15 protein-coding genes are annotated in these 15,067 nt (G+C 67.5%); 6 read left to right on the forward strand and 9 right to left on the reverse strand.

Features of this window, described 5'->3' with window-relative positions; genetic code table 11:
• Positions 1-14: 14 nt before the first annotated feature.
• Positions 15-1,205 carry an FKBP-type peptidyl-prolyl cis-trans isomerase gene (locus tag WHX56_RS09335; RefSeq protein ID WP_338881054.1) on the reverse strand — a complete coding sequence of 397 codons (1,191 nt, stop codon included), beginning with the start codon at positions 1,203-1,205 and terminating at the stop codon, positions 15-17.
• Entirely contained in the window at positions 1,133-1,708 is a 576-nt protein-coding gene (locus tag WHX56_RS09340; RefSeq protein WP_129239214.1) for a hypothetical protein, read from the reverse strand. The genes WHX56_RS09335 and WHX56_RS09340 overlap by 73 nt, the downstream gene beginning before the upstream one ends.
• Before the next feature lie 156 nt (positions 1,709-1,864).
• Between WHX56_RS09340 and WHX56_RS09345 the strand changes: the two genes are divergently transcribed.
• The 3 genes from WHX56_RS09345 (at position 1,865) to WHX56_RS09355 (ending at position 3,870) form a co-directional block, all read left to right on the forward strand.
• Positions 1,865-2,521 (forward strand): HAD-IA family hydrolase, encoded by a 657-nt coding sequence (locus WHX56_RS09345; protein WP_338881055.1) that lies wholly within the window; start codon positions 1,865-1,867, stop codon positions 2,519-2,521.
• 124 nt (positions 2,522-2,645) lie between these two features.
• Positions 2,646-3,293 (forward strand): OmpA family protein, encoded by a 648-nt coding sequence (locus WHX56_RS09350; RefSeq protein ID WP_338881056.1) that lies wholly within the window; start codon positions 2,646-2,648, stop codon positions 3,291-3,293.
• A gap of 250 nt (positions 3,294-3,543) precedes the next feature.
• Complete coding sequence (locus WHX56_RS09355; RefSeq protein ID WP_129239211.1) at positions 3,544-3,870, forward strand: 4a-hydroxytetrahydrobiopterin dehydratase; 327 nt, start codon at positions 3,544-3,546, stop codon at positions 3,868-3,870.
• A 4-nt stretch (positions 3,871-3,874) separates the two neighbouring features.
• Here WHX56_RS09355 and WHX56_RS09360 read toward each other — a convergent pair whose 3' ends face one another.
• The 6 genes from WHX56_RS09360 to WHX56_RS09385 all read right to left on the reverse strand — a co-directional run bounded on the left by WHX56_RS09360 (position 3,875) and on the right by WHX56_RS09385 (position 8,877).
• Positions 3,875-4,330: a MarR family winged helix-turn-helix transcriptional regulator gene (locus WHX56_RS09360; RefSeq protein WP_338881057.1), complete on the reverse strand. Its 456-nt coding sequence runs from the start codon at positions 4,328-4,330 to the stop codon at positions 3,875-3,877.
• On the reverse strand, positions 4,327-4,554 hold the full coding sequence (locus WHX56_RS09365; RefSeq protein ID WP_287754582.1) for a hypothetical protein: 228 nt from the start codon (positions 4,552-4,554) through the stop codon (positions 4,327-4,329). The genes WHX56_RS09360 and WHX56_RS09365 overlap by 4 nt, the downstream gene beginning before the upstream one ends.
• Positions 4,555-4,565: 11 nt before the next feature.
• Entirely contained in the window at positions 4,566-6,194 is a 1,629-nt protein-coding gene (locus tag WHX56_RS09370) for an FAD-dependent monooxygenase (RefSeq protein ID WP_338881754.1), read from the reverse strand.
• A 109-nt stretch (positions 6,195-6,303) separates the two neighbouring features.
• The gene (locus WHX56_RS09375; protein WP_287754581.1) at positions 6,304-7,002 is read right to left on the reverse strand and encodes a DUF6776 family protein; all 699 of its coding nucleotides are present in this window, start codon (positions 7,000-7,002) and stop codon (positions 6,304-6,306) included.
• 148 nt (positions 7,003-7,150) lie between these two features.
• Complete coding sequence (murU, locus tag WHX56_RS09380; protein WP_338881058.1) at positions 7,151-7,837, reverse strand: N-acetylmuramate alpha-1-phosphate uridylyltransferase MurU; 687 nt, start codon at positions 7,835-7,837, stop codon at positions 7,151-7,153.
• A complete protein-coding gene (locus WHX56_RS09385; RefSeq protein WP_338881059.1) occupies positions 7,837-8,877 on the reverse strand; it encodes an aminoglycoside phosphotransferase family protein in 1,041 nt (346 codons plus the stop codon). The genes murU and WHX56_RS09385 overlap by 1 nt, the downstream gene beginning before the upstream one ends.
• 168 nt (positions 8,878-9,045) lie before the next feature.
• Between WHX56_RS09385 and WHX56_RS09390 the strand changes: the two genes are divergently transcribed.
• From WHX56_RS09390 to rsmA, 3 genes are read left to right on the forward strand one after another with little or no spacing between them, the layout of a single operon-like run.
• Positions 9,046-11,442 carry an LPS-assembly protein LptD gene (locus WHX56_RS09390; RefSeq protein ID WP_338881060.1) on the forward strand — a complete coding sequence of 799 codons (2,397 nt, stop codon included), beginning with the start codon at positions 9,046-9,048 and terminating at the stop codon, positions 11,440-11,442.
• Positions 11,439-13,043, forward strand: a complete 1,605-nt coding sequence (locus WHX56_RS09395) for a peptidylprolyl isomerase (protein WP_129239203.1) — start codon at positions 11,439-11,441, stop codon at positions 13,041-13,043. The genes WHX56_RS09390 and WHX56_RS09395 overlap by 4 nt, the downstream gene beginning before the upstream one ends.
• A gap of 18 nt (positions 13,044-13,061) precedes the next feature.
• Positions 13,062-13,853 (forward strand): 16S rRNA (adenine(1518)-N(6)/adenine(1519)-N(6))-dimethyltransferase RsmA, encoded by a 792-nt coding sequence (gene rsmA / locus WHX56_RS09400; protein WP_287754576.1) that lies wholly within the window; start codon positions 13,062-13,064, stop codon positions 13,851-13,853.
• 33 nt (positions 13,854-13,886) lie between these two features.
• Here rsmA and WHX56_RS09405 read toward each other — a convergent pair whose 3' ends face one another.
• Positions 13,887-15,029 carry a glycerate kinase gene (locus tag WHX56_RS09405; protein WP_287754575.1) on the reverse strand — a complete coding sequence of 381 codons (1,143 nt, stop codon included), beginning with the start codon at positions 15,027-15,029 and terminating at the stop codon, positions 13,887-13,889.
• Positions 15,030-15,067 lie beyond the last annotated feature (38 nt).

A 15,067-nucleotide genomic window follows, 5' to 3' on the forward strand; every position in this document is an offset into this window, starting at 1 on the left:
GCGAGAGGGGCGCCTTACTTGATTCCGACGATCTTGATCGTCATGATCGAGATCGCTCCGGGCGGAATGCCGCTGTTGCCCGAGCCGCCGTCAATCAGCTTCGCCGGAATGTGGAATTTCGCGGAGCCGCCCAGGCCTAGCTGAGTGACGGCCGCCTGGAATGCCGGCGGCAGATCCGTGACCTTGCTGGCGGCCTCTTCCCGGGTGGAAAGCACCTCGCCGGAGCTCAGCTTTTCTTCCAGCTCGAAGAGGATTTCGGCTTGGGCGGTCACCATGGGCGGCTTGCCCTTCTTCAGGATGCGATACACGGTGCCGTCCGGCATCTTGACGGCGTCTTTTTCTTTCGCGGCCTCCGCCAGCAGGGTCTTGCTCAGCTTTTCGTTCTTGGACAGCATGGCGGCATCCAACTGCTGGCCCACGCTGGCAAGCTCGGCGGAAACCTTGTCCTGCGGCAACTGCATGCTGTTGGCGACCCTGTCGTTGAATCCCTGCGCGAACGCGGGCAGGTCCAGCTTCCTGCCGATGGATAGCAGCTTTTGTGTTTCCTGCGGCGCGCTGTCTCCGTACCAGGCGCCCAGCGCGTAGCTGATGCGGACATCCTTCGGGGCTGCGTTGTCGATGGTGACACGCCTTGCCGGGCCCGGGGATTCTCCCTTTGCTTGGCCGGCCTGTTGCGAGGCCAGCTTTTCGCCGGCCTGCTGGCTGGCCTTGCGCAGGTCGGCAAGCGCCCGTTCCTGTTCCTCGCGCTGCTGCGCCAGGATCTGGTTTTGCGCGAGCAGCTCGGCGACCTGCTTGTTCAGGCCGATGATTTCCTTCCCGGCCGCATCGGATCCCTCTTCGGATGCGTAATGGGCGGGGCGGCTGTCAGCCGCCGCCCGCAAGGCGGCAAGTTCGTTCTCGAGCGCGTGCTTTTGCGCCAGCGCATCGTTCAATTGCTGGGTCAACTCGCCGATTTGCCCGGCCGCCTGCTGCGGCGCGGGCGCGGGGACAGGCGCTGGGATCGAGCGGCGATGGGAATCGCTGCCGATGATTCTCTCTTCCACCAACCTATCCAGCAGGCTGGTTTCGGAAGTGGATGCCTTTGCACCGGAAAACACGAGCGCGCAGCACAGCGCGGTGCCGATAGGTTTTCTCATAGCTGGTTGTGCAGGCCCTGCGCACGCTGCATCATGTTGGAATAGATGGCGTTGTTGATGCGGAAGCACACCAGGGAAAGCACCCTGTCGATTTCGGTCTGCATGACTTCGGCCGCCTTGCCGTCGATTGCCGAAGCGTTGGATTTGTAAAGAACGTAGTTTTCGTTGATGGCGGCGAGCTGGGCCCTGTAGGTTTCGTAGGCGTCCGGGTTCAACTGCCTCAGTGCGGAAAATTCCTGGTAGCACTGCTGGTTCTTGTCGATGGCATCGCTGTTCTTGGCGACGACGGCGGTGGGGCGGGCGCTACAGCCTGCCAGGGCTAACGCGGCAGACAGAATGGCTGCACCGGCTGGGAGAAATTTCATGAATGCTGGTCCACGGATGAGTGCGAAACCGCCTGCCGAACTGGCGGACTGCTGATCGCGCCGCGGCGGCGATGGCAATCGCATCGATTCGCGGGGTATCGAGGTTTTGACCAGCAATAGACCACAGATGCCTGCGCGCTGAATATCGGACTCGTCTGATTTTGTGGGCTCGATTCCTGCGGCTTGCCTGGACGCAACCCTGTTCATTCGAGGCGCTTGCGGCCCGGTTCGATGGAAGGGAACGCCGGCTGCGCCGAGCGTGGCGCATTAAGGTGCGGCTTAAGTATGGGTAAACGGGCCGTGAATCACGGCGGGCGCGGGACTATTTATAGTGGCCCCATCGTCATTCCGAGAGAGCGCCGCATGTCCAGCCCCGCCGTTACTTCCGCCTACCCCCGCGTCGTGCTGTTCGATCTGCTTACCGCCTTGCTCGATTCCTGGACGGTTTGGAACCGCGCGGCGGGCTCCGAGGCCGCCGGCCGGGCCTGGCGCGCGGATTACCTGCGCCGCACCTACGGTTGCGGCGCCTATCGGCCCTACGAGCAATTGGTGCAGGAGGCCGCGGCGGCGGTGGGCTTGCCCGGCTCGGCGCCGGCGGCGCTGGAGACCCTGTGGGACGAACTGCCGGCCTGGGATGGGGCGCGCGAGTTGCTGCAGGCGCTGCGTCCGCATTGCCGACTGGGCGTGGTGACCAACTGTTCGGACCGGTTGGGGCGCCGCGCGGCCCGCCTGCTGGGCGTGGACTGGGACGTGGTGGTGACGTCCGAGGAAGCCGGCTACTACAAGCCGGATCCGCGTCCGTATGCGCTGGCCCTGGCGCGCCTGCAGGCGGAAGCGTCGCAGGCCGCCTTCATCGCCGGGTCCGGCTACGACATGTTCGGCACCGGCAAGGTGGGGCTGCGCACCTATTGGCACAACCGGGCCGGGCTGTCCCTGCCGGACGGCGCGGCGCGGCCGGAACGGGAGTCCCCCCGGCTCGAGGACGCGTTGCCGTGGCTGGCCCGGTTCAACGCGGGTTGACCGGATTGCGCCGCCGCGAAACCCGGCCCGGGCAGTACAAAATGTTGCGGGTCGCCGCGCCAGCGCTTGCTAGCATGGGCTGGCCGGAATATTCCGGCATACCGACGGGATAGTGGAGGTTGCCATGCGTTCAAGAACAATATTCAACCGTATCGCAATTGTCGCGGCATCGGGGGCGTTGCTGGCGGGGTGCGCCACGCAGCAGCAGACCAATACCGCCGTGGGAACGGGCGCCGGAGCGGCAATCGGCGCGGGGCTCGGCGCCTTGATCGGCCACGGCACGGGCGCGGCCATCGGCGCCGGCATCGGCGCGGTGGCGGGTGGGCTGGTCGGTTACAACTGGAAGGTCGTCAAGGAAGACGTGCAGAATTCGGGCGCGTCTTCGCTGGGGATCGACGTGGTGGAAATGCCGGACGGCAGCCTGAAGGTCAACATTCCCAGCGGCGTGTCGTTCGATACCGACAAGACGCAGCTCAAGCCCGCCCTGCTGCCCGTGCTGGACAGCGTGGCGCGTTCGCTCAACCAGCACCCCGAACTGCGGGCGAAGGTCGTCGGGCATACCGACAGCACGGGCGCGCTGGCGCACAACCAGACGCTTTCCGTCAACCGGGCCAAGAGCGTGACTGACTACCTGAGCAAACTGGGCGTGGCCGCCGGCCGCCTGTCCGTGGAAGGGCGCGGCCCGAACGACCCCATCGGCGATAATGCGACCGCCGAAGGCCGCGCGCTGAACCGGCGGGTGGAGATCTACCTTTACGCGGTGAAGCAGTAATCCAGGCCCTGGTCCCCGTGTTCAAGGCGGCTGGCGCATCGCGCCGCCGTCTTCTCGGCGAGGGGAGATTTTTTGTCGCCGGGCCGCCCCAAGACAAAAACGCCCCCTTGGGGGGGCAGCAAGCACGCATAGCGTGTGCAGCGTGGGGGCTTTTTTTGTCGCCGGGCCGCCCCAAGACAAAAACGCCCCCTTGGGGGGCAGCAAGCACGCGTAGCGTGTGCGGCGTGGGGGCATTTCTTTGGAGTCCGCCATGAGCATGTTTCCTCCCGCCCGTGTCGGCACCGATACCGCCGTGGCCGCATTGTCCGGCTGGCAGGCGGTGGCGATGCGCGACGCCATCGAGAAGCGCTTCCGCTTCGCCAATTTCAACGCCGCTTTCGGTTTCATGGCGCGCGTGGCGATGTTCGCGGAAAAACTGAACCACCACCCAGAATGGACCAATGTCTACAACCGCGTGGACGTGGTCTTGACCACCCATGACGCGGGCGGCGTGACCGAATTGGACGTGCGCATGGCGCAGTTCATGGACGAGGCCGCCGCGCAACTGGGCGCGACCGCGCCGAAGGCCGGGGCCTGACGGTTCAGTCTTCCTCGTGGTCCGCGCCGGCTTGCAGGTGCTCGATCAGGCGGTCCAGCATGCCGCCCAGGAGCCGCTGCTCGTCCGCGCTCAGGCAGCCGAAGATTTCCTCGTTGCGGCGGGCGATCAGGCCGATGATGCGCTGGTACTGGGCAACGCCCGCCTGGGTCGGCGCCAGCACCACGCCGCGCCCGTCCGACGCGGAATGGCTTTTTTCGACCAGGCCGCGTTCGACCAGCGCCTGTGCCGAGCGGCTGGCCTGGCCTTTGTTCAGGTTGGCCGCGCGCGCCAGGTCGTTGACGGACAAGGGGGCGTAGCGGCCGATGGCCGCCAGGCAGCGCGCTTCGCCCAGCGGGATGCCGCAGTCGGCCAGGTAGGCGCGATTCGTGTCCCGATCCGTGATCTTGTTGAGCGCGTGCAGGCGATAGGTCAGGAATCGTTCGAGGGCGGGCTGGGTCACGTCGGGCTGGCGGGGGTGGCGGCGGGATAGTTTGCCACAGGGCCGTTGGCCAGGCAGGCGGCCTCGGCCTGCGCCAGCAGGGCGGCGGCTTCCTTCGCGTTCGACAGCCGGGCGAGCAGCGACAGGCTCAGGATGGACAGGAGAAGCGGCGCCTGCGCTTCGCCGACGCGCGAGAGCGCCTGCGCCATGCCGGTGTAAGCCTGGTCCAGTTCGTCGTTGTTCATGTTGGGTCTTCCTAGTGGGCGTTCAGGTCGATCGAGGGATAGTAGGGTTTCAGCGCCGCCCGCAGGGCGGATGCCGCTGGCGCGGTCCAGCGGCCCAGCACGTAGCCGTCCGGACGCATCAGGTAGACGGTGCCGGCGTCGCCGCCAAACCGCTGGCGCAATTGTCCGTGGGTGTCGCGCAGGCCGCCTTCGCCCGCGTCGACGCGCAGCACGCGCAGGGGATGGGGGGCGCCTTGGGTGGACGCGCCCAATGCATCCAGTTCCGCCGCCTGCGCGGCGTCGGGCGAGAACGCCAGCGCCACGAAGCCGGCGCCGAAGTATTCGCTGAGATGGCGCGGCGTTTCGCCGTCGTGCAGCAGCGCTTCGGGCGCGGGCTGGCCGGGCGCGGCGGCTCCGGCCCGCGGCGCCCGGTCTTCCAGGTTCAGCGGCGAGGTGTCGTACGAGATGGGCGCGGACTGCCGCGGATTGATGAGCGACCGGACGGAATCGTCCACCAGCGACAGGCGCAGCGCCGCTTCGCGCATCAGGCGGAAGCCGTAGTCCGGCGGGGCCATGAACTCGGTGCTCTTCGCGCCATAGGCCAGGTTCTGCCGGGTGGCGTGGACGCGTTCGACGCTGTAGCTGTCCAGCAGGCTGTCGGGCGCCTGGCCCTTCAGCACCCACGCCAGCTTCCAGGCCAGGTTGCCGGCGTCGTCCAGCCCCGAGTTCAGGCCGCGCACGCCGAAGATCGGCACCAGGTGGCCGGCGTCTCCCGCGAACAGGACGCGGCCGTGGCGGTAGCTGTCCAATGTCAGGCACTTGGCGTTGTAGATGGAGATCCACAGCGGTTTCCAGGGCGCGGTCTCGCCGATCATGTCCAGGTGGCTCTGGACGCGCGGCAGCACGTTTTCCGGCTTGACGGCTTCCTCGGGGTCTTCATCGTCCCGGATCTGGTAGTCCACGCGCCAGACGTTGCCGGGCTGCCGGTGCATGAGCAGGGTGGAGCCGGGATTGGACGGGGGATCGAACCAGGCCAGGCGTTCCACCGGGCGCTGCGATTCCTGCTCGATGTCGACGATGACGTAGCGCCCTTCGTACTGCATGCCTTCGAGCTTCAGGCCCATCGCTTCGCGCACGGTGCTGCGGCCGCCGTCGCAGGCGATCAGCCAGTCGGCGCGCACGGTCTGGCGCTGGCCTTCGGCGTCCACCTCGACGGTCACGCCGTCGGCATCGGTCCGCAGGCCCGCGACGCGGGCCGACCAGCGCAGCGAGGCCAGTTCCGGGTGCCGCTGCATGGCCTGGTGGGCATATTCCTCGACCGAGTACTGCTGGATGTTGACCATGGGCGCATAGCGCTGCAGAGGGTCGTGCGGCATCTCGAAATGCAGCACTTCGCGGTCGCGGTAGTAGCTGCGTCCGCCGGTCCAGGCCAGGCCGGTGGCCATGAGGGGGCGGTCCGCGCCAGCCCAACCCATGATTTCCTGCGACCGCCGCGAAATGCAGATGGCGCGGCTGCCGCTGCAATAGTCGTCGTCCGCCTCCAGGGTCAGCGAGGCGATGCCGTATTCGGCGAGCAGGGCGGCCAGCATCAGGCCGACGGGACCGCCGCCGGCGATCAGGACGGGAACGTGAGAGGGGAGGGTCATGTGTTGTCTCCGCAGTTTGGTTGTTTGCGCAACTATATGTCCGATTGGTTGTGCGCGCAACTACTTTCAACGGGCAAAAAAAAACCCGCCACGGCGGGCGGGTCTGGCGGGCGGCGCGGGCCGGTCAGTTGCGCACGTAATAGATGCGCATCGCGTGCTGTTTCTGGGCGCCGTCCATGACGCGCAGCACCACGACCTTGGGCGTGAAGCCGTCGGGCAACTGCAACTGGCCGATCGCGTAGTCGTAGCGGTCCACGTTCAGGGTGGGGCCTTCGGGCGTGACGGTGGCGGCGCGGCCATTGGGGTAGCTGCCGTCGATGGAGAAGGTGAGGGTGCCCTTGAACGGCGCGCCCTGGCGGTCTTCGCGCATGACCAGGACCTGGAAGTCCAGTTGGCCCGGCGCGCGCTTGAAGGTGGCCGAACGGATGCCCAGGTTGCCGCCGCGCGGGTCGGCGGGCATGGCATCCTGGAACAGCACCAGTTCCTTGTTCAGGGTGTCGATCTTGCTGCGGGCCTCGGCCAGGTCGCTGGTCAGCTTTTCGTGGCCGGACTTGTTGGCGTCGCGCTGCTGCGTGGCTTCCTCGAGCTGGCTTTGCAGGCGCTGGCGTTCGAGGTTGGACGCGCTGAGTTCGGTGTGCAGTTGTTCGGATTGCTCGACGGTCAGCCGCTGCGGACCGTAGTTGGTCTGGAGGAAGAGCACGCCGCCCGCGCCAAGAGCAATGCCCACCAGCAGCAGAACCAGCCAGCGCGGCATGCGGCGCGTGCGTTGGCCCGGCTGGTATACGGAGGGCTTGAACACGGCCCGTTGCGATCTTCCGAACATCCCCATTTCCTAGAAAACTTCCTGTATGTGTAGGCTTGTCCGCGCGCTGCGCGCGGGTCAAAGCGTCAGAGAATACCCCGTTAGCCGGGGGGCTTGGGTGCGCGGACAAGCCTGGTTGCGCACGTTGATATTGTGAAATATGTGGACATCAACGGGCCGGGCCGCCGAGCTCGGCGTCCAGGCCGGCCAGCCGCTGCGGCGTGCCGACGTCCGTCCATCGGCCCGTGTGGCGCGCGCCGCGCGCGAGGTCCCGGGCCATGGCCTGCCTGAGCAAGGGCGCCAGCGGCGCCGCCGTGCCCCGGACGACGTCCGCGAATAACGAGGGATGGTAGACGCCGATACCGGCGAAGGTCAAACGGGGTTCGCCCTGGGCATGGACGCGGCCGTCCGCCGCCAGATGGAAATCGCCCGCCGGATGCTGGACGGGGTTGTCCACCAGCAGCAGCCAGGCGCCGCCTTCCGGCAGGTCCCGCGCAAGGCCGAAGGCCAAGGCCGGATCCCAGTCGCACCAGACGTCGCCGTTGACCACCAGGAACGGCGCGCCGCCCAGCAGGGGCAGGGCCTGGGCGATGCCGCCGGCGGTTTCCAGGGCGGCCGCCTCGGCCGAATAGCGGATCCGCACGCCGTATTCGCGGCCGTCGCCCAGCGCCCGCTCGATCTCGTGGCCGAGCCAGGCGTGGTTGATGACGATGTCGCGGATGCCGGCCGCGGCCAGCCGTTGCAGGTGCCAGACGATCAGCGGCTTGCCGCCCACGGACAGCAGCGGCTTGGGCAGGCGGTCCGTCAGCGGGCGCATGCGCTCGCCGCGGCCCGCCGCAAGGATCATGGCCTGCATCAGAACGTATACCCGACGGAGACTTCGCGGTTGTCCAGCTTGTCCAGCAGGCGCAGCAGCGGGGTGAAGACACTGTAGCGCTGGGCCACCTGGCGGACGTAGCCGTTCACGCGCGGCATGTGGGCCAGGTAGTGCGCCTTGCCGTCGCGGTGGTTGAGCCGCGCGAAGACGCCCATGATGCGCAGGTTGCGCTGCAGCCCCATCCATTCGTAGGCGCGATGGAATTCCGCGAAGTCGGCGTCCACGGGCAGGCCGGCGGCGCGCGCCATCTCCCAGTAGCGGATGGCCCAGTCCAGTTGCTGGGGTTCTTCCCAGGTGGTGCGGGCGTCGGTGACGAGCGAGGCCAGGTCGTAGGTGATGGGGCCGGCCAGCGCGTCCTGGAAGTCGATGACCCCGGGGTTGGGGCCATATTGCGGCTGGTCGCAGACCATGAGGTTGGGCGAGTGGAAATCGCGGTGGACCAGCACCCGGGCCTGGCCGCCGTTGCTGGCCGAGAGCAGCGCGAAGATCTTGTCCAGGGCGTTCGCGGTCTTGTCATCCAGCGCGACGCCATGGTGTTTCCCCACATACCATTCGGGAAACAGTTTCAGCTCGTCGGCCAGCCGGGCCGTGTCGTAGGTGCCCAGCCCGGCGGTGGATGCCTGCTGCAGCCGGATCAGCGCGGCGAGGGCGTCGCGGTACAGCGCCTGGAGCTGGCCGTCCGAAAGCCCGGCCTGGATGCGCTGGTAATAGGTCTGTTCGCCCAGGTCGGTCAGGAGCAGCAGGCCCAGATCCAGGTTCTTTTCCAGTACGGCGGGAACGTTGAGGCCGGCGTCCGCCAGCAGTTGGCCCACCTGCAGGAAGGGACGCGAGTCTTCGTGCGCCGGAGGGGCGTCCATGACTATCAGGCTGCGTTCGCCCGCGTCCAGCCTGAAATAGCGCCGGAAACTGGCGTCGGAGGACGCCGGGCGCAGCGTGTCCACGGCGAGGTTCAGGGCGGCGGGCAGGCTGCCCAGCCAGGCGCGGATCTGGTCCAGGCGGGGGTCGTGATCGATTTTCAAGGAAGATCCGTGTCAGAAAGGCAAGATTGCTGAAAATTGTGTCGTCCGCACTTAAGGCTGGGCCGATGGCGCGGCTTCTCTATAATACCGGCTCGTTTCCGTTAGCATTGGCCCTTCGCGGGTGCCGGTGTCGGGTTTCCCCATCGTCGAAAAGGGCTGTTTTCACTCGTGCGCAAGGTTCGGTGGTTGATCCTCTCTGCTGTCAGCGTGGCCGCCGGAGCCGTCCAGGCTCAAGGCAGCCAGGGCACCGCTCCCGCAGCATCGTCGGCCACGGCGGCGCCGGTGCTGCGCACATCGCCAGGCCTGCGGGTGCACCGCCTGCCCGACGACAACATTCCCGCCTTCATGGAGGCGGACTCGATCGAGGGCGATCCCGATTCCGACCTGACCCTGACCGGCAACGCCCAGGTGCGCCGCATCGACGGCGTGATCAAGGGCGACCGCATCAATTACCGCAAGGACACGGGCGAGGTCGACGTCCAGGGCAGCGCCCGCATGATGCGCGACGGCACCCTGGTGACGGGGCCGAACGCCAAGTTCAACGTGGACAAGTATTCGGGCGAGGTCGAGAAGCCCAATTTCTGGATGGGCGCCGCGGGCGGCTTCGCCGTCGCCGAACACGCGGACATCTTCAGCAAGTCGCAGATGCGGCTGCACACGGTGACTTATAGCGGCTGCTCCTGCGAGACGCCGTCCTGGTACATCAAGGCCAATACCGTCGACATCGATTTCGACGAGAACGAAGGCGTAGCGCGCAATGGCGTGCTGTATTTCAAGGACGTCCCGATCCTGGCCTCGCCCTACATGACCTTTCCGGTCAAGAAGGAACGCAAGTCGGGCTTCCTGATGCCGACCTACGGCACGACCAGCCAGGGCGGCATCGACATTTCGCTGCCGTACTACCTGAACCTGGCGCCCAACTACGACATGACCGTGCAGCCGCGCTACTTCTCCAAGCGCGGCCTGCAGTTGGGCGGGGAGTTCCGCTACCTGGGCGATGGCTACGCGGGCATCATGAACGGCACCTACCTGCCCGATGACCATGTCACGGGCGAAGACCGCTGGATGTACTGGTGGCGCCACCAGCAGCGGTTCTCCTACGGTTTCTACACGGACTGGGATATCGCGAAGGTCTCGGACGACGACTACTTCCGGGATATTTCCCAACTGGGCCTGAACCAGGCGTCCACGACCTACTTGCCGCAGCGCGCGCGCGTCGGCTGGAGTTCCAGGTACTGGAGCGCGTACGCTCAAGTCTATAAGTACCAGACGCTGCAGGATCCCGATGCGCCGCTGACGCCGCCGTACGATAAGGTCCCCGAACTGTACCTGCGTGGCGCGCGCTACGATTGGGGCGGTTTCGACATGGACTGGACGTCGACCGCGGTGCGATTCCAAAAGCCTTTGATGAACGGTCTGCGCACGGGCCAGGAAGGCGACCGCTTGCAGACGTACCCTTCGGTCTCCTACCCGATCGTGAGGCCGGGCTGGTTCGTCGTGCCGAAGGTGGGCGTGAACTACACGCAATACCAGACCGACTGGTACGGCCGCGACTGGCTGAGGCTGAACTCCGGGACTTCCGCCGCGGGCACCTCGACGGGATATCCCCGTTCCCAGTCGCGCACCGTGCCGATCATGTCGCTGGACTCCGGCCTGATCTTCGAACGCGATACCTCGCTGTTCGGCAAGGCGTCCATCCAGACCCTGGAACCGCGCCTGTACTACCTGTACGTGCCGTACCGCGACCAGTCCAAGATGCCCGTCTACGATACGTCGCTGGCGGACTTCAGTTTTTCGCAGGCCTTCGAGGAAAACATCTACACCGGCGGCTGGGACCGGATTTCCAATGCCAACCAGCTCACGGCGGCGCTGACCTCGCGCTGGCTGGACGCCAATACCGGTTTCGAGCGCATGTCGCTGGCCGTGGCCCAGCGGCTGTATTTCGCGGACCAGAAGGTCACGCTGCCCGGCGAGACGCCGCGCGAGAACGTGCGCTCCGACTTCCTGGTGGGCGCCAGCGCGGCCCTGACCGACTCGCTCACCACCGAGGTCGCGGCGCAATACAATCCGTACGACAGCAACTGGTCGCGCGGCCTGGTGAGCGCGCGCTGGTCGCCCCAGCGCCTGACCACCGTGGCCGTCTCCTATCGCTACCAGCGCGATCCCCAGCCGGGCGTCTCGTACCAGCCCCAGGGACAGAACCAGGTCAGCCTGGCGGTCCAATGGCCGTTCAGCAAGCGCTGGTACGGCGTGGGCCGGGTGGACTATTCCTTGCGCTCCGGTTCCTCCAGCACGATCGCCAACACGACGGAAGAACCGCGCGTGACGCAGGCCATCGCCGGCCTGGAGTACAAAGGAGATTGCTGCTGGGTCGGCCGGGTGGTCTACCAGCGCTATGCCGTTTCGGCGGCCGACACCAATTCCGCGGTGTTCCTGCAGCTTGAGCTGACCGGTCTGGGCTCCCTGGGAACCGACCCGATGAACCTGCTGAACAGAAGTATCCCCGGCTACTCGCGCATCACGCCGCCTGTGCCTACCGGGACCACATTTGAAAGGTATGAATAATGCGTAGGTTGCACTCTTTGCGCCGCCTCTCCGGCAATGCGTTGCTGCTGGCCGTGTGCGCCGGCTTGCCCGCCGCGTATGCGGCCGAGCAGAACGGCAAGGGCTCGAACAATGGCGCCAAGGCCGCTTCCGCGCAGAACGGCGCGAAGGCCCCGTCCGCGCAGAAGAACGCCGCCCCGGCTCCCCAGGGCGAGCAGTTCGTCGACGGGATCGCCGCGGTCGTCGACAAGGACGTGATCACGCTGCGCGAGCTGCGCGACGCGTCCCAGCGCATCGCGGGCGAGCTGAAGTCCCGCGGCATCCAGGTGCCCGACGACCAGACCTTGCAGCACCAGGTGCTGCAGCGCCTGATCATGGAGCGCGTGCAGCGCCACGAGGCGGACCGCATGGGCATCCGCGTGGAAGATGCGCAGGTCGACCAGGCCATCCAGACCATCGCCGGCCGCAACAAGATCAGCGTGGACCAGTTGCGCCAGGAACTCGAGAAATCGGGCACCACCTGGGACGCCTACCGCAAGTCGCTGCGCGACGAGATCCGCACGGATCGCCTGCGCCAGCGCGCGGTGGATTCCACCATTGTCATTTCCGACGCCGAGGTCGACGCTTTCCTGAAGGACCAGCGGCGCAATCCGGCGTTCGGCGCCGAGCCGGCGCCCCAGCCGCAGCCCCAGGCCCGGCCGGAACCCGCGCCCGAGCAGGCCGCCGCGCCGGCGGGCCCGATGCTTTATGCCCTGGCCCAGATCCTGGTGCGCGTGCCCGAGGGCTCGTCGCCCGAACAACTGGCCGCGCTGCGCAAGAAGGCCGAAGGCCTGCTGGCCCAAGCCAAGCGCGGCGACGATTTCGCCAGCCTGGCCGCCGCCGCCTCGGACGGCCCCGAAGCCTTGCAAGGCGGCGTCATGGGCGTGCGCCCGCTCGACGGCTGGCCCGACCTGTTCGTGAAGGCCGTCGGCGGCCTGCAGAAAGGGCAGGTCAGCAGCCTGATCCAGAGCGGCAACGGTTTCCACATCATCAAGGTGATGGACCGCGGCTCCGCCCAGCCCGCGCCCAGCCGCACGGCCCGCGCGCCCGCGCCGGCACCGGCGCCGCAACCCGCCGCGCGTCCGCAGCAGGCGCAGCAGGGGCCGGTGGAAGTCGTGCAGACCCGCGCGCGCCACATCCTGATCAAGACCTCCACCGTCATGAGCGACGATCTGGCGCGGCAGCGCCTGGAGCAGGTCCGCCAGCGGCTGGTGAGCGGCGGCGCCAAGTTCGAAGACATGGCGCGCCAGTACTCGCAGGACGCCACGGCCCCGCAGGGCGGCGAACTGGGATGGCTGAACCCCGGCGAAACCGTGCCGCCGTTCGAGGCCGCCATGAACGCGCTGCAGCCGGGCGAGATCAGCCAGCCGGTCCAGTCGCCTTTCGGCTGGCACCTGATCCAGGTTGAAGAGCGCCGCCAGCACGACGCGTCCGACGACGTGGCCCGCATGAAGGCCCGCCAGGTGCTGTTCGAGCGCCGCGCCCAGCCGGCGTTCGAAGACTGGCTGGACCAGTTGCGCGCGCAGGCGTATGTCGACAACCGCCTGGAAAAGCAGCAGAAGATCCAGCAGAACAACCGCTAAACGCATTACGGGCTTTACATGTCTCAACACCAGGCGCGCAAGCGCTTCGGCCAGAACTTCCTGACCGACGAGAGCGTCGTCGAGTCCATCGTCCGGGCGGTTGCTCCCGCCCGCGGCGATGCCGTGGTCGAGATCGGGCCGGGCCTGTCCGCGCTGACCCGGCCGCTGCTTGAACGCCTGGATCACCTGACCGCGGTCGAGATCGACCGCGACCTGGCCGCCCGTCTGCGCAAGCAGTTCGAGGAAAGCCGCCTGACCGTGGTCGAGGCGGACGCGCTGACGGTGGATTTTTCCCAGTTCGGCAGCGCATTGCGGATCGTGGGCAATCTGCCCTACAACATTTCCAGCCCCCTGCTGTTCCACCTCATGACGTGGGCCGAGCATGTCCGCGACCAGCACTTCATGCTGCAGCGGGAGGTGATCGACCGCATGGTGGCCCAGCCGGGCTCGGGCGACTTCAGCCGCCTCTCGGTGATGCTGCAATCGCGCTATCGCATGCACAAGCTGTTCGACGTGCCGCCCGAGGCCTTCGACCCGCCGCCCAAGGTGGTGTCGGCGATCGTGCGCATGGTGCCCTTGCCGGCCGAACGCCTGCGTCCGGCCAGCGAGCGCGCGTTCGAGACCGTCGTGGCGCGCGCGTTTTCGCAGCGCCGCAAGATGCTGCGCCGGGTGCTGGCCGACTGGGCCGCGCACGTGCCCTGGGAAGCCCTGGACATCCCGCCCACCGCCCGCGCCGAGGATATTTCGGTGGACCGGTACATCCGCCTGTCCGACGCGCTGGTCGAAGCCGGCGTGCTGCAGCGGGGCTAGGCAAGAAAACCGCGCAAGCGGTTTTTTTTATCGTTACAGCATGCGTTTCTGCGCCGCCATCCACAGTTGCATGACGTCGCGGGCGCGTTCGCTCAGCAATTTCTCGGCGTCCGCCAGCGCCTGTTGCAGGGTGATGGGGCCGGGCGCCAGGCTGAACGCGGCGCTGATGCCGCCCGCGTGCAGCGCTTCATAGCCTTCTCCGAGCGAACCGGCCAACGCCACGACGGGCACGCCCGCCCGCTGCGCGATCTTCGCGACGCCGGCGGGCGTCTTGCCCCGCAGCGTCTGCGCGTCCATGCGGCCTTCGCCCGTGAACACCAGCGCGGCGCCTTCGACCGCTTCGGCCAGGCCGCCCAGTTCCGCCACGATTTCGACGCCGGGCCGGAAGCGGGCGTTCAGGAACGCCTTCGCCGCGAAGCCCAGCCCGCCGGCCGCGCCCGCGCCGGGCTCGTGGCGATGGTCCGCCGCCAGGTGCCGCGCGCACACGTCGGCGAAATTCGCCAGCATCCGGTCCAGGTCCCGCACCTGTTCGGGCGTGGCGCCTTTTTGCGGGCCGAACACGTGCGACGCGCCTTGCGGGCCGCACAGCGGATTGTCCACGTCCGACGCGACGTCGATGCGGAGATCCGCCAGGCGCGGATCCAGGCCGCGGGTGTCGATGCTGGCCAATTTGCCGAGCGCGCCGCCGCCCGGCGGCAGGCTGCGGCCTTCCGCGTCGAGCAGGCGCACGCCCAGGGCCGTCAGCATGCCGGCGCCGGCGTCGTTGGTGGCCGATCCGCCCAGGCCCAGGATGATGCGCGTGGCGCCCGCGTTGACGGCGGCCAGCATCAGTTCGCCCACGCCGTGGCTGCTGGCGCGCATCGGGTCGCGCCTGGCGGGCGGGATCAGTTCCAGGCCCGCCGCCGCGGCCATTTCGATCACCGCCGTGCCGTCTTCCAGCAGGCCCCACGTCGCGTCGACCTTATAGCCCAGCGCGTCGTTCACCGCCAGTTGCCGCGCCTTGCCGCCGGTGGCCGCGAGCACGGCCTCGACCGTGCCTTCGCCGCCGTCGGCCATCGGAATGCACACCGTATGGGCGCCGGGAAAAGCGGCCTTGACGCCGCGCGCAATGGCCGCGGCCGCGTCGGGCGCAGAAACGCTTTCTTTGAACGAGTCGGGAGCGATGACGATTTTCACGGATTCGAACGGGCTGGTTTTGGGGTTGGCGTGACGCC

It is taken from the genome of Achromobacter veterisilvae (assembly GCF_037619525.1).
In the GTDB taxonomy this organism is placed as follows: domain Bacteria; phylum Pseudomonadota; class Gammaproteobacteria; order Burkholderiales; family Burkholderiaceae_B; genus Achromobacter; species Achromobacter veterisilvae.

Coding starts and splice junctions, on each gene's coding strand:
- WHX56_RS09340 (WP_129239214.1), bottom strand. CDS start 1,708: ATGAACAGGGTTGCGTCCAGGCAAGCCGCAGGAATCGAGCCCACAAAA.
- WHX56_RS09345 (WP_338881055.1), top strand. CDS start 1,865: ATGTCCAGCCCCGCCGTTACTTCCGCCTACCCCCGCGTCGTGCTGTTC.
- WHX56_RS09350 (WP_338881056.1), top strand. CDS start 2,646: ATGCGTTCAAGAACAATATTCAACCGTATCGCAATTGTCGCGGCATCG.
- WHX56_RS09355 (WP_129239211.1), top strand. CDS start 3,544: ATGAGCATGTTTCCTCCCGCCCGTGTCGGCACCGATACCGCCGTGGCC.
- WHX56_RS09365 (WP_287754582.1), bottom strand. CDS start 4,554: ATGAACAACGACGAACTGGACCAGGCTTACACCGGCATGGCGCAGGCG.
- WHX56_RS09375 (WP_287754581.1), bottom strand. CDS start 7,002: ATGTTCGGAAGATCGCAACGGGCCGTGTTCAAGCCCTCCGTATACCAG.
- murU (WP_338881058.1), bottom strand. CDS start 7,837: ATGCAGGCCATGATCCTTGCGGCGGGCCGCGGCGAGCGCATGCGCCCG.
- rsmA (WP_287754576.1), top strand. CDS start 13,062: ATGTCTCAACACCAGGCGCGCAAGCGCTTCGGCCAGAACTTCCTGACC.